We start from the raw sequence: 20,130 nt of genomic DNA on the forward strand, positions 1-20,130 counted from the left end.
GTTCCCTGTGTCCGCATCCCGCCCTGCGTTCCCTCCCCGCCCTGCGTTCCCTCCCCGCCCTGCGTTCCCTCCCGCCCTGCGTTCCCTCCCGCCCTGCGTTCCCTCCCGCCCTGCGTTCCCTCCCGCCCTGCGTTCCCTCCCGCCCTGCGGACACTTTCAGCCAGACCGCACATCCCCCGCACCCCATCCCCGCACAGGTCTGTCGCCCCATCTCGAACGCGTGCATCATTACCCAGTTGTTGCCCCAGGTGCTGACGAGGTGAGCGGTGCGCGCGCGAAGAACCGGGAAGTGCAGAGCGGCCGGGACCGGCACGATCGCCGCCCTCTGCGCCCTCGCCCTCCCCCTCACCGCCTGCGGCCCCACCCCGCACGACGGCGCCGAGCCGGCCCGCCACACCCCCGTCCACATAGCCGACGCCCCCGCCCGGCTCCCCATCCCGCACGGCAAGGGCAGCAAGACGCCCGCCGACTTCAACGGCGACGGCCACCGCGACCTGGTCCTCAACGACCTGGTCAAGGCGCAGGCCCACGCCGACGACGCGGGCATCGGCATCGTCTACGGCGGCGAGCGCGGACTGGTCCCGGGCGCACGGCAGTTGCTCAGTCCGCGCCGCCAGGCGGCCCCGACCAAGGGCCAGCTCCCGGCGGCTTTCGACGCGGAGGCGACCTGCGACCTGGACGGCGACGGCTTCACCGACCTGGTCGTCTCCACCGACCCGCCCTACGACGGCCAGGGGCAGCCCCCGGTGCCGTTGCAGATCCTCTACGGCTCCCCGAACGGCCTCACCGGCAAAGCGGTCAAGCTCGTGATCCCGGCCCGCGCCCGCGCCGGCAAGGACTGGCCCGACCAGCCCGTGTGCGGCGACTTCGACGGCGACGACGCTCAGGACCTCGTCGTCCATGCCTCCGGCGGCCAACTGAGCTTCCTGCGAGGCCCGTTCACCCGCAAGGGCGCCCCACGCGCGGCGGGTGCCCCCGTCGAGGCCCCCGGGAACGCCCCCTCGGGCCCGGCGGCCGACGTGAACGACGACGGATACGACGACCTGGTGGTCCGTACGACGGAGGGCGCGGGCGCATCATCGCTCGTCCTCGGCGGCCCGACCGGACCGACCCGGACCGGCGCGACCCTCCCGACCGGCATCGACGTGGCTCTCGGCACCTTCGGCAAGGGCAAGGCGGCCCTCGACGCGGCGATCGGCACGATGGACGGAACGTCCCTGCGCTACGACCTCCCGGCAACCACCGCCCGCGGCACCCTCGCCACCCCCGGCTCGGTACTCGACGCCGCCGACTTCGACGGCGACGGGCTGAGCGAACTGCTCTCCAGCGGGAGCGAGTTGCGGATCCTCCGCGGCCGTACGGCAGGACTCACGGCGGCGGGCATGGTGACGGTGAAGCCGCCTGCCCGGGGCACCACGCGCGTCGTGACGGCCGCCGACTTCGACGGGGACGGGCGGGCGGACCTGGTGGTGCGGACCTATGTCGGCGAGACGAAGGACACGGTGGCGGTGTATCCGGGCGCGAAGAAGGGGCTCGTGGCGGCGAAGCCGTCGGTGCGGTTCTCCAGCTCGGAGTTCCTGGCCCGATAGCCGAGCCGACGTCCGCCCTCGTCAGTCGGCCACCCCGGCCAGTCGGCCAACCGTCAGTCGGCCACCCGGGCGCCGATGGCGCGGGCGCGGCGGCGGGCTCCGGGGCTGAGGCCCTTGCGGCGGGGGGACGTGCGGTGGTTGTAGGCGGTGGGCTGGGCAAGGTAGCCGAGCCCACGCAAGCCGGGCCCCGCCACCACGCTGGCGAAGCGCGGGTGACCCGTGGCCGACCGGGCCGCGACCGCGCGGGCCAGGCCACTGCTGGTACTCATTCGCTCACCTGGTCATCCGAAATCGGCCGTGATGGTGGTGTTGATGCCGTCGCGGTCCGCGTTCCGTCGCCCTGCACGGTCCGCTCGATGTCCGGCAGCGGGTCGTGGAAGGCCACGGTGTGCGCGATGGCCTCCATCCACTCCGGATTCGGGGGGGCGCCGGCGCCGCACCGGGGACCTCAGAAGTTTCTCGAACTCACGTACAACCCTCACACCCCACCGCGAGTCTCCTGATCGCCGACCACCCCGTGAACCCGAGGTCACCTCCCGGAGAACACGAGCGGTCGCACCCCATCAACTGCGGATGTCCGCCAGGCATCCCCCGCATGCAGCAGGAGAACCCGCATGCACAAGCACCACCTGAGACTCGCCCTCGCGACGGCCACCGCGGCCGCGCTGACGGGCGGGCTGCTCACGCTCGCGACGGCCACGTCGGCGACCGCTGCCGACTCCACGCACGTACCGGCCGCCGACTTCAACGGTGACGGCCGGGGCGACATCGTGGCCTCCGCGCACGGCGCCTACGTCAGTGGCCGTGCGGGCGCCGGACAGGTCGTCGTGCTCTACGGCACCGCCACCGGCGTATCGTCCGCGAAGCGCACGACGATCAGCCAGAACACCGCCGGCTCCCCCGGCACCGCCGAGGCGGGCGACGGCTTCGGCGCCGAGTCCGCGTACGCCGACTTCAACGGCGACGGCTACGACGACCTCGCGGTCTCCGCCCCGTGGGAGAAGGTCGGCACCGACACCAACGGCGGCGGCGTCGCCGTCCTGTGGGGCTCCGCGAGCGGCCTCACCGGCAAGGGCGTCACCGTCACGGACCCGGCGCCCTCGTCGCACGACTTCTGGGGCAAGGACCTGGCCGCGGGCGACTTCGACGGCGACGGCAAGGCCGACCTGGCCGTCGGCAACTCGTCCAGCACGATCCACGTCTTCAAGGGCGGCTTCAACGCCACCGGCACCCCCGGCGGCCGCTACACCATCAAGCCGCCCATCCACACCGGCACCAACGACTTCCCCTACGGCCCGCTGAGCCTCACCGCCGGCGACGTCAACGGCGACAAGCGCACCGACCTCATCGTCGACGGGTACGAGACCGAGACCGACTACGGCTGGAACCAGAACTACTTCGTGCCCGGCACCGCGAGCGGCCTGAGCGTCGCCTCCGCCGAGGTCCTCAAGCCCGGCATCATCACCGCCATCGGCGACATCAACGGCGACGGCTACGGCGACATCGTCAGCGGCGCCGGCTGGGACAGCACCTCCACCAACGGCACCCCCATCCCGGACGCCTCCAACGGCGGCAAGGTCAACATCACCTACGGCGCCGCCTCGGGGCCCGCCGGCACCTCCGGCATCACCCAGAACTCCGGCAACGTCCCCGGCACCTCGGAGAAGGGCGACGGCTTCGGCTGGGACCTGGACCTCGGTGACGTCAACGGCGACGGCTACCAGGACCTGGTCGTCGCCTCCCCGAACGAGGACATCGCCGGCGTCGCCAACACCGGCCAGGTCACCGTCCTGTACGGCTCCGCGAGCGGCATCGACACCGTCTCCGGCGTCCAGGGCCTCGCCCAGAGCACCGCGGGCGTCCCCGGCAACGACGAGAAGAACGACCTGTTCGGCGCCGACGTCAAGCTCGACGACGTCACCGGCGACGGCAAGGCGGACCTCGTCCTCGGCTCGTACGAGAACGAGGGCAACGGCGGCCTGACCTACCTGCCCTCCAACGGCACGAAGATCACCACGACCGGCTCGCGCACCGTCGCCCCGAGCAGCTCGGGCCTCTCGACGACCGGCACCCCGCAGTTCGGCGCGGTCTTCGCGGACTGAGTCCGGCAGGCAGGCCGTGCAGTCGTCCGGCCTGCATCCCCGTACGGCGGCACCCGGCCGTCGTACCCGTGAACGGCCGGGCCCGTCCCCCGCGGGCCCGGCCCTCCTCCCAGGAGCACCCACTTGCGCAAGCGCCCCCTCCTCCTCGCCGCCACCCTCACCACGGGCCTGCTCACCGCGCTGCCCGCCGCCACCGCCTCCGCCGCCCCGTCGGGCCTGGCCGGCGACTTCAACGGTGACGGCTACCGCGACGTGGCCGTCAGCGCCGTGTGCACCCATGTCGGCTCCGCGTCGTGCGCCGGTGCCGTCGTCGTGCTGTACGGCTCGTCGTCGGGCGTCTCGGCGACCAAGAAGGCCGTCATCACCCAGAACTCCACCGGCGTACCCGGCACCGCCGAGTCGGGCGACCTGTTCGGGTCCTCCCTCGCCTCCGGCGACCTGGACCGCGACGGCTACTCCGACCTCGTCGTCGGCTCCTCCGGCGAGAGCATCGGCGACCGGGACGGCGTCGGCTCCGGCACCGTGCTGTGGGGCTCCAAGTCGGGTCTGTCCGGTGGCAAGGGGCTGCCCCAGCCGTCCACGATCGCCGAGTGGGGCGGTTTCTCACGTGGCATCGCCACCGGAGACTTCGACGGTGACGGCGACACGGACGTGACGCTCACCGGCCAGAACCACACCCGTCTCTACCTGGGCCCGTTCACCCGCACCGGCGGTCCGCTGAGCCACTACGGCGTCGGCGAGCTCGGCACGACGTTCGACGTGATCGCCGGCGACCTGAGCGGCGACGGCGCCGCCGAGCGCGTCTACCCGTTCAGCGTGGACGGCGACTCCGGCGGCGAGATCCTCTACTACCGCCACACCGGCACGGGCTACAAGCTTGCCGAGCTGCCGAACGCGGACGGCTTCGCGGGCTCCGTCGCCGACATCGACGGCGACGGCTACGGGGACCTCGTCCTCGGCGACTCCTCGGACCCCAACGCCGACAAGCCGGGCGGTCACAAGGGCGGCCAGATCACCGTCTGGTACGGCGGTCCGAACGGCCCCGCTCCCACGCAGCAGCCGACCGTCGTCCACCAGGACTCCACCGGCGTCCCCGGCTCGGGCGAGACCGACGACGCGTTCGGCTCGGCCCTGAGCGCCGGCGACATCAACGGCGACGGGTTCGCGGACGTCGTGGTCGGCGCCTGGGGCGAGGACATCGGCTCGGCGAAGGAAGCGGGCTCGGTGACCGTGCTGTTCGGCACGGCCTCCGGCCTGACCACCAAGGGCGCGAAGTCCTACACCCAGAACACGGCCGGCGTCCCCGGCGACGCCGAGACCTGGGACCGCTTCGGCTCCGCCGTCGACCTGACCGATGTGACCAAGGACGGCAAGGCCGACCTCACGATCGGCGTGGACGGCGAGAACGGCTCCGGCGGCGTCTGGACCCTGCGCGGCACGTCCACCGGCCTGACCACCTCGGGCGCCAAGGGCCTCACCGTCGCCGGCCTCGCTCTCAACGCCGGCAACAACCTCGGCTCGGTGATCACCCAGTGAGACACCGTCAACTCCCGGGTACGGCAGGCCGTCCCCTGCGCAACCGCATGGCCGCCGCCCTCGTCGCGGCGGCCCTGACCCCGCTCGCGCTCACCCTCTCCGCCCCGGCCGCCCACGCCGCCCCGGCCGCCGAGCCGTACGACTTCAACGGCGACGGCCGTGCCGACCTCGCGATCGGCGCGCCGGGCGCCACGGTGGGCGGCAAGGCCAGGGCGGGCGCGGTCTCCGTCGTCTACGGCAGCTCCACCGGGCTGAAGACCTCCACGCGCACCCTGATCACCCAGAACACCGCCGGCGTGCCCGGCGCCGCGGAGACCGACGACGCCTTCGGATCCGCCGTCGCCTCCGCCGACCTCAACACCGACGGGTACGCGGACCTGCTGATCGGCACGCCCGGCGAGGACGTGAACGGCGACACCAACGACGGCACGGTCGTCGTCGTCTGGGGCGCCGAGTCGGGCCTGTCGGGGGCGCGTACGGTGCCCAACTCCAACGACAGGGACGTGGACCGCTACGGGCAGACGGTGGCGGTGGGCGACGTCGACGCCGACGGCGACCTGGACATCCTGGTCGGCGCCAACGGCCTGTTCACCCTCGCCTTCGTCAACGGCCCCTTCACCCGGACCAGTTCCTTCCAGGGCGGTTCCGGTTCCGGCTTCCCCCACTCGTACGCGTCCTCGTACGGCATCACGTCCCTGGCCGTCGGCCCGGTCACCGCCTCCTGGCACACCAACCTGGTCGTCCACGGCCGCAGGGCCGGTACCGACGACGCGATCACCCACCTGGTGACGGACCCGTCCATCGGCAACTACACCGACTGGATGCAGGAGCTGCCGTCCGGCTACGTCTCCGCGATCGGCGACATCGACAACGACGGGTACGCGGACATCGCCATCGGCAACGAGCGCGAGACCTCCGCCGACCCGGCCGGCGCCAAGGGCGGCAAGGTCACGGTGGTCCACGGCGGCCCCGGCGGCACGGACACCTCCCGCGCCCCGCTCGTCCTCACCCAGGACACCGCCGGCGTGCCCGGCGCCTCGGAGTCCGGCGACCGCTTCGGCAGCCATGTCTCCCTCGGCGACGTCAACGGCGACGGCTACGCCGACCTGGCCGTCGGCGCGTCCGGCGAGAACTCCGGTGCGGGCGCGGTGACCGTCCTGTACGGCTCGGCCTCCGGGCTCCGGACGACCGGCGCGCAGTCCCTCACGCAGAACACCGCGGGCGTACCCGGCACGTCCGAGTCGAACGACCGTTTCGGCGCCCGCGTCCTGCTCGCCGACCACTCCGGCGACCGCCGCGCCGAGCTCACCGTCGCCGCGACCGGCGAGAACGGTGACGGAGCCGTCTGGTCCCTGCGCGGCGGGACGGCCGGCGTGACGACCGGCGGCGCGACGAGCTTCGGCCCGGGCACGACGGGTGTGTCCACGGCGGGCAGCCCCGACTACGGCACGGCCCTCAACTCCTGAGCCCTGAAAAGGACGACACCATGCGCAAGCGCACTCTTCTGCTCGCGGCAACGCTCACGACGGGCCTGCTGACCGCCCTGCCGGCGACCAGTGCCTCCGCCGCCCCGTCGGGCCTGTCCGGCGACTTCAACGGCGACGGCTACCGCGACGTCGCCATCGCCGCCCCCATCGCCAAGGTCGCCGGGAAGACCGGCGCGGGCTATGTCGCCGTGGTCTACGGCACCGCGAGCGGTCTGAACACCGGCCGGCGGCAGATCATCAGCCAGGACACCGCGGGCGTCCCGGGCGTCCCGGAGTCGGGCGACTACTTCGGTGACCGCCTCACCACCGGCGACCTGGACGGTGACGGCTACACGGACATCGTCGTCGGCGTGCACGGCGAGCGCATCGGCTCGACCGACGACTCCGGCGTGCTCACGGTGCTGTGGGGCGGCGCGAGCGGGATCAAGTCCGGCACCGACATCGCCTCGCCGCTCCCCGAGAACCGCAACGAGCTGGGCTGGTCCGTCGCCGCCGGCGACTTCGACGGCGACGGCGACACCGACCTGGCGGCCGCGAACATCGCCTACCCGGAGCTGACCGTCTTCAACGGCCCCGTCTCCCGTACCGGCAAGGCGAGTTACGCCCAGTCCATCGCCACCTCCGCCGACACCGGCATCAACGCCGACAAGCTCGTCGCGGGTCACGTCAACGGGGACGGCGCCACCGACCTCCTCGTCATGGGCCAGGAGGACAACGGCTCCGGCGAGTACCGCACCCGGAGCGTCCTCTACATCGGCGGCGCCGACGGCCTCCAGCACCGTGCCAAACTCGCGGGCGGCTACGACGCGGTGATCGCCGACGTGAACAAGGACGGCTACGGCGACATCGTCACCGGCAACTTCATGGAGAAGTCGACGACCGAGCCCAACGGCGGCCTCGGCGGCGCGGTCACGGTGACGTACGGCGCGGGCAACGGCCTGTCCACCCGCACCCCGGTCCGTATCACCCAGGACACCGCGGGCGTGCCCGGCTCCGCCGAGAAGGGCGACGCCTTCGGCTGGAGCCTCTCCGCGGGCGACACGAACGGCGACGGATACCCGGACATCGCGGTCGGCATCGAGAACGAGGCCGTCGGCTCGGTGTACAAGGCGGGCTCGGTCGCGGTCCTGCGCGGTTCGGCGTCCGGTCTGACGGGCACCGGCGCCAAGGTCTTCAGCCAGGACTCGGCGAGCGTCCCCGGCACGGCCGAGCGGCTGGACAACTTCGGCGGCGCCGTCCACCTGACCGACGTCGACGGCAACGGCCGCGCGGAGCTCGTCGCGAGCGCCGCCCACGAGAACACCGGCGACGGTTCCGTCTGGCTCTTCAAGTCCGGCACGTCCGGCATCACCGCCACCGGCTCCAGGTCCTTCGGCGCCGCGACGGTCGGCGGCCCGACGGGCGACGCGTACTTCGGAGACGTACTGGCGGGCTGACGCCCCGCAGACGGGCGTTCCCGCACGTCAGCGTCCCCGTGCGGGACCGCCCCGCCCCCCTCGACCACCCACCCCACCGCAGGAGGCCCCACATGCTCCGGCACCACCGCAGCAGCCGACTCCATGCCCTGGCCCTCGCCACGGCCACCGTCGCCGCCGCGCTGACGGCCGCCCCGCTGCTCACCGCCGCCCCGGCCGCGGCAGCCCCCGCCAAGTACGCCGACGACTTCAACGGCGACGGCTACCGCGACCTCGCCACCGCCGCGCCGTACACCCCGGTCGGCGGCAAGACCGACGCGGGCGCCGTCGTCGTCAACTACGGCTCCGCGAACGGCATCAGCGCGTCCCGGCGCACGATCATCACCCAGAACACGGCCGGCATCCCCGGCACCGCCGAGCAGGGCGACGAGTTCGGCCAGGCCCTCGCCTCCGGCGACCTGAACCGGGACGGATACGCCGACCTCGTGATCGCCGGCACGGGCGAGAACGCCGAGTCCGGCGCCGTCGTGATCGTCTGGGGCGCCAAGAGCGGCCTCTCCGGCGGCCAGGTCGTCCCCGACCCCGCCCCCGCGGACCACAACGAGTACGGCATGTCCCTGGCCGTCGGCGACTTCAGCGGGGACGGCAGAGCCGACCTCGCCGTCGGCAGCACCGGCAGCGACATCTGGATCCACCAGGGCGGCTTCACCAAGGCCACGGGCGCCGCGTCCCGCCACGAACTCGCCACCGAGCTGTACAGCACGGGCAGCAGCATCTACGGCGCCCAGAGCCTGGCCTCCGGCGACCTGAACGGCGACGGCACCGCAGACCTGGTCGTCAGCGGCAGCCAGGCGGAGACGTACGACGACGGCGCCTTCGTCTACCTGGGCTCCGCCTCCGGCCTCACCCGCCAGACGTTCCTGCGCAACGGCGCCCACGAGCTGGCGGCCGTCGGCGACCTCAACGGCGACGGCTACGCGGACGTGGTCACGGCGACGTACGGAGACGAGGGCCGCACGAGCCTCGGCGGCTCCGTCAGCGCCTACCTAGGCAGCGCGACCGGCGTCCGCACCCAGCCCCAGACCACGATCACCCAGGACACCCCCGGCGTCCCCGGCTCGGACGAGGAAGGCGACTGGTTCGGCAACGCGCTCTCTGTGGCCGACGTCACCGGCGACGGCAGGGCCGAGGTGGCCGTCGGCACGATCCACGAGACCATCGGCGCGGCCAAGATCGCCGGCAGCGTGACGGTGCTGCGCGGCTCGGCCTCCGGCCTGACCGCGACCGGCGCCCAGTCCTTCACCCAGAACACCGCCGGCGTCCCCGGCACCGCCGAGTCCGCCGACCGCTTCGGCGCGTCCGTACGCCTCCGCGACCTCACCGGCGACGGCAAGGCCGACCTGTCCGTCGGCGCCGACGGCGAGAACCACCCCGCGGGCTCCCTCTACAACCTGCGCGGCGCGGCCTCGGGCGTGACCACCAGCAAGGCGATCAGCTTCGGCCCGGGTTCGCTGGGCCTGCCGTCCGGCTACCTGAGGCTGGGCCAGGTGATGCTGCGCTAGGGACGCAGGGACGTAGGAGGGACGTAGGGGCGTGGGAGGGCAGGAACGGCAGGGACGCAGGAGGGCAGGAACGCAGGGATCTCACGTACGGCATGTCCCTGAGCCGCCGCTCGGCACCCCCTAGGGGATGTCACAGCTCAGCAGCAAAGCCGGGCCCGAACCGCAGGGCCCGGCACGCGAATCTCCGGGACCAGGTACGTTCGAAGACGTGGCTGGATTCAGGATCGGACGCGGAAGCCGGAACAACGGCAGCCCGCAAACGCGCCCCCAACAACCTCCGTACGGGCAGCAGGCGCCCCAGGGACAGTCGTACGGCTATCCCCCGCCGCCGCAGCAGCCGTACGGCGGCCCGGGCGGCGGCGCAGGCGGCTGGCCGCAGGCGAACGGCGGTGGCGGCTACGGCGGTTACGGCTCCGGTGGTCAGGGCGGCCACGGCGAGCCGGAGTACTTCGGCGACGGCGGCTACCCGCACGGGCCGGGCGGCGGCGCCCCTGACCCGTACGCGGCGAACAACCCGGGCCACACCCAGGCGTTCTCGGTCGACGAGGACCCCTACAACCAGGGCGGCACCTACCGCGCGGGCGCGGCCCCGGCCGCCCCGGCCGGCCCCCGCCTGCACTGGAAGCAGCTGCTGCGCGGCATCGTCCTGTCCCCTTCGCAGACGTTCCTGCAGATGCGGGACTACTCGATGTGGGGCACCGCCCTCATCGTGAGCTTCCTCTACGGCCTGCTGGCCGTCTTCGGCTTCGACGGCGCGCGGGCGGACGCGATCAACGCGACCCTCTCGAACGCGGTCCCCATCGTCCTGACGACCGCCGTCGCGATGGTCCTGTCGGCCTTCGTCCTGGGCGTGGTCACCCACACCCTGGCCCGCCAGCTCGGCGGCGACGGCGCCTGGCAGCCCACGGTCGGCCTCTCCATGCTGATCACGTCCCTCACGGACGCCCCCCGCCTGGTCTTCGCCATGTTCGCGGGCGGCGACGCCACCTTCGTCCAGGCCCTCGGCTGGGCCACCTGGATCGCAGCCGGCGCCCTCCTCACCCTGATGGTCTCCAAGTCCCACGACCTCCCCTGGCCGAAGGCCCTGGGCGCGAGCGCGATCCAACTGGTCGCGCTGCTGTCGATCGTGAAGCTGGGCACGTTCTAGGACGCGCGGCTCGGCCGAGCACGTAACGAGCGCTCGTACGAGAAAGGGCCCCCGGCATGTCGAACGCCGGGGGCCCTTCTCATCGTCTGTCCCTCGTCGTCCAGTCCTGCCCGTCTGGTCCTGCCCGTCTCGTCGCGCCTCTCAGGCGTCGAGCGCCTGCCCGGCCCGGCGGACGACGGGCGGTTCGACGCTCCGGGGTTCGTTGACCTTATGAGGGACGTCACCCACGGTGAACAAAGCAGGTCAGCGCCTGCTGAGTCGATCAGACCAGAATCCGGGCCGGCGCAACCGAAAGAGCAAGGACAACCTGACCGAAGGACAACCTGTATGACGGCACGCTCTTCCACCGGGTCATCAGCGGATTCATGATCCAGGGAGGTGACCCTCTGGGCAACGGCACCGGCGGGCCGGGCCACGAGTTCGAGGACGAGTTCCACCCCGACGTGGCCTTCAACAAGCCGTACTTGCTCGCTTCGGCCAACGCCGGGCCCCACACGAACGGATCCCAGTTCTTCATCACCGTGTCGCCCACCACGTGGCTTACTCGTAAGGGGTCACAGACTGCCCGTCCACACGACCGCCCCGTGAAGGACATCGTCATCGAGACGGTAGTTATCGTGACTCGCGAGGGCTGACTACCCCAGCGGCGTGATCACACAGCGCTTCCAGGACGCGAGTCTGGCGAAGCCCCCGGAAGCAAGGCAAGCCGCGTCGGCTCGAAGACCGTGCCCCGGGCGTGCCCGATACCGGGCAAGCAACAGGGACCAGCGGGGAACATCGGTAAGCAGCCCGAGAACGCGCAGGTCAGCCTCTCGCCGGGTCGGCACCCATCCGCATACGCGATCTTCCAAACTGGTGCTCCAGTGGCGTGGTGCCGCTTGCCTGGGTCATTGTGACTCCTCCGACCGCGCGGGCACGCTCCCCGTGTCTTCGACCCACAGGGCTATGATCGCCAGAGTGGATGACACCGCGATACCCCGAGCTCTGACCAGTGAGGCGCAACTCCGAGAGCTGTACGCGGACCCCGGAGAGCGGGCGGTGCGCAAGGAACTCGACCACATCGACGAGATGTCGCGCCGCCTCATCGCGGTCTCGCCCGTGGTGTTCGTCGCCACCAGCGATGCCGATGGGCGCTGTGACGTGGCCCCTCGGGGCGGCGAACCCGGTTTCGTCGCAGTCCTCGACGAGCGTCATGTAGTGATTCCGGACGCGACGGGGAACAACCGGCTGGACAGCTATCGCAATATCCTGGCCAACGGGCACGCCGGGCTCAACTTCGTCATCCCTGGCCGGGACACGACGCTTCGGGTCAACGGCGCAGCCTGGATCACGGCCGATGAGGACCTGCTGGCGCGGCTGACCCCGGTCGGCAAGCCGCCGAAAACTGCGCTGGTCGTGCGGGCCGACGAAGTGTACGTCCACTGCGCTAAGGCGTTCGTCCGGTCGAAGTTCTGGCGCCCCCAGGCATGGCCGCTCAAGGAGGAGCAGCCGACGCCGGCCGAGGTCGCTCTTGCTCATCAGCGTGACCCCAACTTGACGCTCGCCGAGGTCGAGCAGGATCAGCGTGACTCCCTCCTGCATCGGCTGGCCTGATACCGGTCTGCCGCGGCGATACGCATCAGGTGCCGAGCCCTGGTTGCCGGGCCGCCCCTGGGTCGCCCGAGGCGAACCGACGTTGACAAACGATGACAGTCGGCGACCATGTCGGCGCACGTCAGAGCTATACCCCCTGGCAGAACCGAGGCGGGAGACTTGGGGCATCACCTCCCGAGGAACTGACAATAGATATGCCGAGAGGGAGTCGGTCGGCTGACACCAACAGGTGCGGACAGCGCCGAACACCTCCGAATGGCAACGGACGATCAGCCAAGGACACCAGCCGGTTGGCCGACGTTGCCGACTCCCCGTGATCGACCTGATAGGGATGAGGCCACAGCTTCGAATCCTGTTAGCCCCACCTGCATTGCAGACCCCCTGTCCCGGCGGACCGGGGGTCTTCGACATTCCTCCGCTCAGCGCCGTTGCGCGCGACCTGAGCCCGGGTACTTGCAAGCCACCGACATCAGATGTCGGAGCCGATGGCCACGGCGGAAAGAGCCCGACCTGTCAGGCGGTGCGGTCGCCGTGGGCGTCGCAGGGGAGTTCGGTGGCGGGGTGGTTGGTGACGAAGTCCCGGGTGGCCTGCCGTTCGGCCTCGGTGATCGCGGTCGGTGACACGTTGATGATGCCGCCGAACGGCCGGTCGACGTCCCGGATGATGACCAGTGTCGTCGTGAGCAGTGCCGTGATAATGGTGAGAGTGATCAGCTGCCCCCGGTTGTTCCTGCGGGGCAGGCATACACCGAGCGCCACGACCGTGATGGCCAGGGTCGCGAGCAGGAACCAGAAGATGGTGCTCGGGATACTCGCGGTCGCCTGGGTGAGGCGTTCCTCGCGTTCGTTGGAGCGAGTGTTGTCGATGGCGACCAGCATCCCGAAGGCCGCATCGCCCTTCATCGCCGTGAAGGCCTGCCGGAAGTCGGTCGACCACACGCTGGGGGCGGCCGAGCCGCTGCCGTCCGCCATGGTGATCCACTCCTGGTGGCGTACGGCGCGGGCGTAGCAGACGGCGCCGGCCTGGATCCGGGCCCGCTGCACTTCGGGTCCGTATTCCGAGGCCTCGACGAGCTGGTCCAGTGCCCGGGCCTCGGCGCGGGAGGCGATCTCGGCCTTCCCGTACGAGCCGGAGGCGGTGACCAGGACGAACGCGAGCAGCAGCACTGTCAGTGTCAGCAGCGGCCCCACGAGGTCCTTGACCGCCATGCCCTCATCGTCGTCGGCGGTGATCAGCCTCGGTCGCAGGAAACGGTTCGCGGCGAGCCCCGCGAGCAGGGCGAGTACGACGACGATGACGAGGACCACGGGCGGCCACCTCCGGGGCTGGTGCGGGCCCCGGGGGGTGGGGCGCCGTGATCATGTCCCTCCGTCGGGCGCGGCCCGAACAGGAGAAACGTTCGATCGCCCTCCATCGGGGGACATCCTTGCGCCGTAAAGCCCCCTGTCGATGCTCGCCTTTGCTGTTGCGGTCGGCGCCCCAGACGCTGGTGCGGGATCCGACGCTGATGGCCGTGAGGCTACGGACGGTTAGAACTGGGCGTACCAGCCGCGCAAGTGGCGTCTGCCCTGATCGAGGGGAGCGGGGCCGGGCGGGGCTGCGCGGCCACATGCGCGCGGATCTGCGAGCTGAGCGAGTTGCTCTCCTCTCCCGCTCAGTCGTGATCGCGTTCCGCCGACTCCGTCTCGGAATCAACCTCATCCCTCCCTGGAGTCAGCCTGCTGTTTGCCGCAGCTGTGCTGAGCTTGATCCTTTAGGGCCGCGACGGAAGACGAAACGCCGTGCCAGACTCGTGCCAGGTCGTGCGGGGAACCGCGGGGAATAGCGGGGACCATGCTGCTGACTGGTCCGACCCGCTAGGAGCTCTGGGCGGGGTGCCACCTTAACGGTGCCCCTGTGCAGAAGGACGTAGCCCTGGAGGTCGGGGCGACGGATCGTAATCGTCTCGCGGCCCGGCACCCGGGAGTCGCCGTCCAGGGCAATGTGTGGCGGCGCGAAGGGCGATCCGAGCTGGCGGTAGTAGACGACCTGATCTGACTTGTTCGGGCGCTTGCCCGGCAGAGTGACAAGGCCTCCAGGGACATAGAGGGCGTACAGGTCGAGGTCGGCGCCAGCTTGTCTTCGAGCTGCGCTTCCGCCGTTCCATTCGAGCGTGGCCGTCACGACGAGGCTTGGGTCGTCCTTGCTCATCTCAACAGTCGCCTGGCCGGCCTTGGTGAGAGCCACTTTGCCCAGCGGGACGAGAGGGCGAGTCGGTGTCGCCGTCAGCGGGACTGGTGCACCCCCCCCGGTGACACGTTCGATGGGGAGGTGGGTCATGGCGGCGCAGCAGCCGCGTGCCGGGCCTGTGCGGCAGTCGCCGCAGACGAAGATTGCGCCGTGGACGGGCCAGGGTCACCTGCAACGATGCCGAAGTCCGAGGCCAGACCGCCAGACCCGTGTCCCACCCCTGGCCTACTGCCCTTGCCTTCCAATCGCCTGCCCGTCTATAGAGCGCAATCACCGCTGTCTCCCGCTGCGTGAGCGGCGGCGGCGCAAACGGAATCCGTGCGCTCCCGCACTCGATGACCGCGTGAGGAGTGTTGCTCGCGTCGAAGTGAGTAGCCGGCAGCTCAGCCTGCAGAGCTACGGATCAAAAGGTCGTCAGCGTCCCTGAACAACACAAGAGCTTCTCGATGGCCTATCGAGAGGCTCTCCTTTTGATCTACGGAGTACTCGCAGGTCAGAGCGCTTCCGTGTTCGACTTGGCCGCTTCCCCAGACTTATGTACTGGAGGCAACACACTCCACGGGAAGTTGATCCACTCATCGGTGCGCTTCCACACGTACTCGCACTTCACGAGGGAGTGGGACTTCTCGTAGATGACCGCGGACCGCACCTCGGCGACATGTTCGACGCAGAAGTCGTGCACGAGCTTCAGCGTCTTGCCGGTGTCGGCGACGTCGTCGGCGATCAGGACCCTCTTGTCGGTGAAGTCGATCGCGTTGGGGACGGGCGCCAGCATGACGGGCATCTCGAGCGTGGTCCCCACCCCCGTGTAGAACTCCACATTCACCAGGTGGAGGTTCTTGCAGTCGAGGGCGTAGGCGAGCCCACCGGCGACGAAGACCCCGCCGCGGGCGATGCTCAGCACGATGTCCGGCTCGTACCCGTCATCGGCGATGGTCTGCGCGAGCTCGCGGACGGCGGTGCCGAACCGCTCGTAGGTGAGGTTCTCGCGTACCTGCTCTTCGCTCATCCCGCCGCTCACACCTGAGTCCGATGGAAGTTCTGGAAGGACCGGGAGGCGGTCGGACCGCGCTGCCCCTGGTACCGGGACCCGTACCGCTCGCTCCCGTACGGGAACTCGGCGGGCGAGCTGAGCCGGAACATGCACAGCTGCCCGATCTTCATGCCCGGCCAGAGCTTGATGGGGAGCGTGGCGAGGTTGGACAGCTCAAGGGTGACGTGCCCGCTGAACCCGGGGTCGATGAACCCGGCGGTGGAGTGGGTGACGAGCCCGAGCCGCCCGAGCGAGCTCTTCCCCTCGAGCCGCGACGCAAGATCGTCGGGCAGCGAGATGACCTCGTACGTCGAGGCGAGCACGAACTCCCCGGGATGCAGGATGAACGGCTCGTCCCCCTCCGGCTCCACGAGCCGCGTGAGATCCGCCTGCTCGACGGAGGGGTCGATGTGCGGGTACCGGTGGTTCTCGAACACCCGGAAGTACCGGTCCAGCCGTACGTCGATGCTGGACGGCTGCACCATGGTCTGGTCGTAGGGATCGATGCGTACCCGCCCGGCGTCGATCTCGGCCCGGATGTCCTTGTCTGAGAGAAGCACGCCCCGAGGATACGCAAGGCGCGCGGAACGGCCACAATCGCGCCGCCGCGCGCCCAGCGCTACACCTGCCGGTGACTGCTGATACTCCTGTTACGGCTACTTCTACTTCTTACTGCTCGCCTACCGCTGCTTACCCTGCTCCGCTACCGCTTCTCCAGCGTCACCGGCACCACACTCCGAAGCCGGGCACACCGGGGACACCGGAGGAGCCGGCCGGGGCCGAGGCGATCGGCCTGCTGCATCGGGAACGAAGCGGTGCTGAACACGTGCCCATCGGCACAACGGACGACGGTGCGCTCCATCAAGTCCAAGAGTCCCTTCCCCAAGAGCCGCGTCTGGCTGCTGCCTGCCTGACGACGAGACGCCACATTACGGGATCAAAGGGACGGCTCTCCAGGCGGCACTCCGACCCCGCCCGGGCCCTCTCCCACCCCTCCACAGTACGCCCCAACTCCGGCCCCCTGCACCCGGATCCCACCCCCTGAAACCCACTCAGGCCCCACGGCGTCAGCACCGGGGGCCTGCGATGAGGTACAGTGACCAGGCGATCGGACACCGCCTCCGGATCCTCTCGGATCTTCCCGGCGGGCGTCTTACGCGGGTGTAGTTTAATGGTAGAACATCAGCTTCCCAAGCTGAGAGCGCGAGTTCGATTCTCGTCACCCGCTCCATGTGAAACCCCCAGGTCAGAGGCCCGGGGGTTCTTTGTTGTCTAGACCGGTGGGCGGGTGGCGCACCACAACCGCACCACTGCGGCCGACCGCACCACATCTCTAGGTCACTGGAGGCAGGACCGGAGCCAGCCCGAACTCCCTCGCGACCGAGCGCAGGAACTGCTTGCGCGGCTTACCGTTGATCATGTCGTCGAAGGCTCGGCCAGCCCATATCAGGCACATGGCGAGAGTAACCTCCACCAAGGAGACGGCACTCCCCTTGGGCTGAGTCCGAAGGCTAGGCGGCTCAGTCGTCCACTCGACGAACTCAGAGGCGCTGGTTGCACTGGGGTGCGCGTAGCCACAGAGATAGCGGTACACGGAGTACAGCTCCCTCTTGGGGGCGATCTCATCGCACTGCGCCTGGAACTTGCGGAAGATCTCACTCTCGTCGGTCTTCTCGGCTGGCGCACCCTTGATCAAGTCGATGAGATCCTGCGGCACGTCGAACCCCTTCTGCATGTCCTCAGCAGCAGCTCGGTTCAAGCGGGTCCCCTCGGAAAACACCCCGAGCGCACCAGCGTCACCTTTCTGCGAGAGCCAGTGCAGACTGATGGTGGTCTCGAACATAGTGCGGAGCAGAATCAGTGCCTCATGTCCGTGTCCGGCGTCGACAAGATGCAGGGACGCCTCCGCAAGGCGGTGCACCTCATTGCACCAACCATGACCGATGAGGACCGACCGGTACTTTCGCTGCTTCGTCTCGATCGGTCCGGCCGCCCGATAGTCGGCGATCATCTTCTCGACGGCCTCACGGTACTGCTGCGGAGTGACGCTGCTCATGTGCCTTCCCGTCTCGAATGGGAGGGTAAGGCTACTTGAGTACGAACAGACTGGTTCACGAATTTCCTCCAGCCGCTTCACGCCACTACCGTCCGCCAACTGGCATGCGTGGGGGAAGGTTTGGAACCTCCCCCACGCATGATGCGAGACCTGGACCCTCGTTCTCGTCTCCGCAGGCACCCCTTGGACCACACCACCAGGAGGAACCAGTGTCATACCCGCAACCGCTCACCCCCGAGGAGAAACTCGCCGACGCTAAGGAGCAGTTGAGCCTCCCGCGTATCGTCGTGATCTGCGGCTCCACCCGTTTCATGACCGAGATGACCGAGGCCGATCTGCGGGAGACCAAAGCCGGAAAGATTGTCGTCAAGCCGGGTTGCGACATGAAGTCGCCGCACGAACTTTGGTCCGATCCTGTCGAGGCCGAGGCGCTGAAGGTTCGACTCGACGATCTGCACCGATCGAAGATCCGGCTCGCTGATGAGGTGCTCGTAGTCGGCGACTACATCGGAGACAGCACCCGAGCCGAAATCGCCTACGCCCGGTCGCTGGGCAAGCCCGTGCGGTTCACGCACCCCAAAGTCGACCCCGACGCCTGACCGCCCACCTCCACACCCTCCTCAGGCACCCCTTGGAATTGATTATCTAGTCTCCTAGGTCAGGGCGTTGGTCCTGCTTCGCACGCTCTGTGCGGACCATGTCGTCGAACGAGTCTCCCTCGTCGATGAAGACGACACCGACGGTCATCAGCGCCTCACCGCTCACGGCGTCCTTGGCGATCTCGCCGGTCTGCCGGTCGCGCACCTTCGGCGCCGGCGCTTCGGTGAGCAGGATCGTGGCGGTCGCGGCGTCAACGCGGATTACATGCACAGAGAGTTCTCCTTCTGGGGTCGATCAACCTGTCGCCTGACAGGTTGACTTAGCAAGTTCGAAGTTAAGGTTGCCAAGTTGACTTGTCAAGTGAGAGTTGAGCTCAACCGGCTTGGCAATGAGCTCAGTTCAAGCGATACGTATCTTCGAGTTCCTGCCCATCGGCAGGAAGTAGCACGTCAGAGACCTGCAAGGCCTGGCCGGACGCGTCATAGGCGATGACGAGGACGCTGAGAACGGGCACACCATCAGGCAGGCCGAGAAGCTCGGCCTCACCGACATCGGGCATGCGGGCCGATACCCGCTCCGTCACATGATCGAAGCGGACCTTTTTCCGGCTCTCAAGGTGCTCTCGAACGCCGACACCCAGCGGTTCGGAGCTCCCCAACTCGGTGCCCTCAGCGAGGCCGGCGGCGAAGTACGACGAAACGAGCTCAACCGCCTCCCCGTCCACTTCGACCAGGAACCGGCGCATCAGAACTTTGGCTCGCTTGGGCAGCCCGAGCATCGAGGCGACGCGCGCGGGAACCGCCACTTGGTCGACTACAACCAGACGCCCCGGAGACTGCGACTCGTCACGCTCCAACGCTTCGCGTCCGCGGCGGTCCTTCTGCTCAACACCAGCGGGCCGACCACGCACGATCGTGCCGTAGCCCTGCCGGGACTCCAGCCAACCATCCCGCTTCAACAGCTCAAGGGCGCGCACGACGGTCGGACGAGACATCCCGAATGCTTGGACCAGCTGATTCTCGCTGGGGACCCGTGTACCCGGCGGGTACGTGCCATCCTCGATGCGGCGTTGGATCGTCTGGGCGAGGCGTACGTACTTGGGCGCTTCCACTTCATACGCCATGAGCGCCGCCCATCGAGATTGGCCAAGTCAACTGGTCAACCAGACTAGCGGCAGCGCGCATGGAAGAGAACCCGGGTGCCCCTTCAGGCCGGCCAGGCACCAGCTACCACGAAGCAGACCACCGTCCCGCCGAGTCGACTGGGCCCGGAATGCCACGAGTCGGCGATGGAGTCGACCAAAAGCAGCCCGCGCCCGTGCGCGTCGGCGGCACGGGGGTGCCGCAGGCGGACGTTCGCCGGGAACCCTGGATTGTGCACCTCGACCCGGAGTGAGGTCTCCTCGCGGAACCACTCCACCCGGACCAGCCATGGGTCGTCCGACCGGCCATAGGCGATGGCGTTGGTCACGAGTTCCGAGATCATCAGCGCACAGTCGTCGATCGAGCAAGCCGGGTTGTACGGGGCGATGAACTTCCGGAACCAGCGCCGGGCCCGAGGCACGGACTCCGCTACGGGGTGCAAGGTCATCGCACCGAGTCGCGGTGAGTCCTCGGAGGGAAAGCGGTCGATCGTGTAGGTCATCCGTGCTCACTCCTTGCCGCTGCCGTCACAGTCGGGGCAGCGCCGTTTCGATGCGGCACGGGCACGGTCGTTGACGGTGGAGAGCGCCAGGACCGTGCGCGAGCTGACGCGTTTCCAGCCCCGCCCACGGCATCCC

Annotated in this window: 18 protein-coding genes, 1 tRNA gene and 2 pseudogenes; 12 read left to right on the forward strand and 9 right to left on the reverse strand. The window is 69.5% G+C overall.

Going from position 1 to position 20,130, the window contains the following annotated elements; translation table 11 throughout:
• Positions 1-266 precede the first annotated feature (266 nt).
• Positions 267-1,589, forward strand: a complete 1,323-nt coding sequence (locus tag ACZ7L5_RS14460; protein WP_471516891.1) for an FG-GAP repeat domain-containing protein — start codon at positions 267-269, stop codon at positions 1,587-1,589.
• A 53-nt stretch (positions 1,590-1,642) separates the two neighbouring features.
• Here ACZ7L5_RS14460 and ACZ7L5_RS14465 read toward each other — a convergent pair whose 3' ends face one another.
• Positions 1,643-1,858 carry a hypothetical protein gene (locus ACZ7L5_RS14465; protein ID WP_471516892.1) on the reverse strand — a complete coding sequence of 72 codons (216 nt, stop codon included), beginning with the start codon at positions 1,856-1,858 and terminating at the stop codon, positions 1,643-1,645.
• The gene (locus ACZ7L5_RS14470; protein ID WP_471516893.1) at positions 1,855-1,995 is read right to left on the reverse strand and encodes a hypothetical protein; all 141 of its coding nucleotides are present in this window, start codon (positions 1,993-1,995) and stop codon (positions 1,855-1,857) included. Before ACZ7L5_RS14470 ends, ACZ7L5_RS14465 begins: the two co-directional genes overlap by 4 nt.
• 208 nt (positions 1,996-2,203) lie before the next feature.
• Here ACZ7L5_RS14470 and ACZ7L5_RS14475 point away from each other — a divergent pair, with 208 nt between their 5' ends.
• The 8 genes and pseudogenes from ACZ7L5_RS14475 to ACZ7L5_RS14510 all read left to right on the forward strand — a co-directional run bounded on the left by ACZ7L5_RS14475 (position 2,204) and on the right by ACZ7L5_RS14510 (position 12,431).
• The gene (locus ACZ7L5_RS14475) at positions 2,204-3,691 is read left to right on the forward strand and encodes an FG-GAP and VCBS repeat-containing protein (RefSeq protein WP_471516894.1); all 1,488 of its coding nucleotides are present in this window, start codon (positions 2,204-2,206) and stop codon (positions 3,689-3,691) included.
• Positions 3,692-3,814: 123 nt separating this feature from the next.
• A complete protein-coding gene (locus ACZ7L5_RS14480; protein ID WP_471516895.1) occupies positions 3,815-5,227 on the forward strand; it encodes an FG-GAP-like repeat-containing protein in 1,413 nt (470 codons plus the stop codon).
• A complete protein-coding gene (locus tag ACZ7L5_RS14485; RefSeq protein WP_471516896.1) occupies positions 5,224-6,693 on the forward strand; it encodes a hypothetical protein in 1,470 nt (489 codons plus the stop codon). Before ACZ7L5_RS14480 ends, ACZ7L5_RS14485 begins: the two co-directional genes overlap by 4 nt.
• Positions 6,694-6,713: 20 nt before the next feature.
• Positions 6,714-8,150, forward strand: a complete 1,437-nt coding sequence (locus ACZ7L5_RS14490) for an FG-GAP and VCBS repeat-containing protein (RefSeq protein ID WP_471516897.1) — start codon at positions 6,714-6,716, stop codon at positions 8,148-8,150.
• A 92-nt stretch (positions 8,151-8,242) separates the two neighbouring features.
• A complete protein-coding gene (locus ACZ7L5_RS14495) occupies positions 8,243-9,691 on the forward strand; it encodes an FG-GAP repeat domain-containing protein (protein WP_471516898.1) in 1,449 nt (482 codons plus the stop codon).
• A 127-nt stretch (positions 9,692-9,818) separates the two neighbouring features.
• Complete coding sequence (locus tag ACZ7L5_RS14500) at positions 9,819-10,838, forward strand: Yip1 family protein (protein ID WP_471516899.1); 1,020 nt, start codon at positions 9,819-9,821, stop codon at positions 10,836-10,838.
• A 317-nt stretch (positions 10,839-11,155) separates the two neighbouring features.
• Positions 11,156-11,473 (forward strand): annotated as a pseudogene (locus ACZ7L5_RS14505) (peptidylprolyl isomerase); the annotation flags it as partial.
• 322 nt (positions 11,474-11,795) lie between these two features.
• Positions 11,796-12,431 (forward strand): MSMEG_1061 family FMN-dependent PPOX-type flavoprotein, encoded by a 636-nt coding sequence (locus ACZ7L5_RS14510; RefSeq protein ID WP_471516900.1) that lies wholly within the window; start codon positions 11,796-11,798, stop codon positions 12,429-12,431.
• A gap of 513 nt (positions 12,432-12,944) precedes the next feature.
• On the opposite strand, the gene ACZ7L5_RS14515 is transcribed toward ACZ7L5_RS14510, so the two are convergent.
• Positions 12,945-13,739, reverse strand: coding sequence for a bestrophin-like domain (locus tag ACZ7L5_RS14515; protein WP_471516901.1), 795 nt, complete (start codon positions 13,737-13,739; stop codon positions 12,945-12,947).
• A gap of 589 nt (positions 13,740-14,328) precedes the next feature.
• Between ACZ7L5_RS14515 and ACZ7L5_RS14520 the strand changes: the two genes are divergently transcribed.
• The gene (locus tag ACZ7L5_RS14520) at positions 14,329-14,469 is read left to right on the forward strand and encodes a hypothetical protein (protein ID WP_471516902.1); all 141 of its coding nucleotides are present in this window, start codon (positions 14,329-14,331) and stop codon (positions 14,467-14,469) included.
• A 685-nt stretch (positions 14,470-15,154) separates the two neighbouring features.
• Here ACZ7L5_RS14520 and ACZ7L5_RS14525 read toward each other — a convergent pair.
• A complete protein-coding gene (locus ACZ7L5_RS14525; protein WP_471516903.1) occupies positions 15,155-15,670 on the reverse strand; it encodes a phosphoribosyltransferase in 516 nt (171 codons plus the stop codon).
• An 8-nt stretch (positions 15,671-15,678) separates the two neighbouring features.
• Positions 15,679-16,254 carry a dCTP deaminase gene (dcd, locus tag ACZ7L5_RS14530; protein WP_147994749.1) on the reverse strand — a complete coding sequence of 192 codons (576 nt, stop codon included), beginning with the start codon at positions 16,252-16,254 and terminating at the stop codon, positions 15,679-15,681.
• Between the two features lie 597 nt (positions 16,255-16,851).
• Between dcd and ACZ7L5_RS14535 the strand changes: the two genes are divergently transcribed.
• Positions 16,852-16,925 (forward strand) — tRNA-Gly (locus ACZ7L5_RS14535).
• Positions 16,926-17,027: 102 nt separating this feature from the next.
• Here ACZ7L5_RS14535 and ACZ7L5_RS14540 read toward each other — a convergent pair.
• Positions 17,028-17,831, reverse strand: coding sequence for a DUF5677 domain-containing protein (locus tag ACZ7L5_RS14540; RefSeq protein WP_471516904.1), 804 nt, complete (start codon positions 17,829-17,831; stop codon positions 17,028-17,030).
• A gap of 128 nt (positions 17,832-17,959) precedes the next feature.
• Between ACZ7L5_RS14540 and ACZ7L5_RS14545 the strand changes: the two genes are divergently transcribed.
• The gene (locus ACZ7L5_RS14545) at positions 17,960-18,349 is read left to right on the forward strand and encodes a hypothetical protein (RefSeq protein WP_471516905.1); all 390 of its coding nucleotides are present in this window, start codon (positions 17,960-17,962) and stop codon (positions 18,347-18,349) included.
• A gap of 109 nt (positions 18,350-18,458) precedes the next feature.
• Here ACZ7L5_RS14545 and ACZ7L5_RS14550 read toward each other — a convergent pair.
• The 3 genes and pseudogenes from ACZ7L5_RS14550 to ACZ7L5_RS14560 form a co-directional block, all read right to left on the reverse strand.
• A pseudogene (locus ACZ7L5_RS14550) lies at positions 18,459-18,620 on the reverse strand (SCO3933 family regulatory protein); the annotation flags it as partial.
• Between the two features lie 124 nt (positions 18,621-18,744).
• Positions 18,745-19,473: a GntR family transcriptional regulator gene (locus tag ACZ7L5_RS14555; RefSeq protein ID WP_471516906.1), complete on the reverse strand. Its 729-nt coding sequence runs from the start codon at positions 19,471-19,473 to the stop codon at positions 18,745-18,747.
• Positions 19,474-19,556: 83 nt separating this feature from the next.
• Positions 19,557-19,994 (reverse strand): ATP-binding protein, encoded by a 438-nt coding sequence (locus tag ACZ7L5_RS14560; RefSeq protein ID WP_471516907.1) that lies wholly within the window; start codon positions 19,992-19,994, stop codon positions 19,557-19,559.
• Positions 19,995-20,130: the final 136 nt, after the last annotated feature.

Source organism: Streptomyces sp. NPDC107528 (assembly GCF_055639295.1).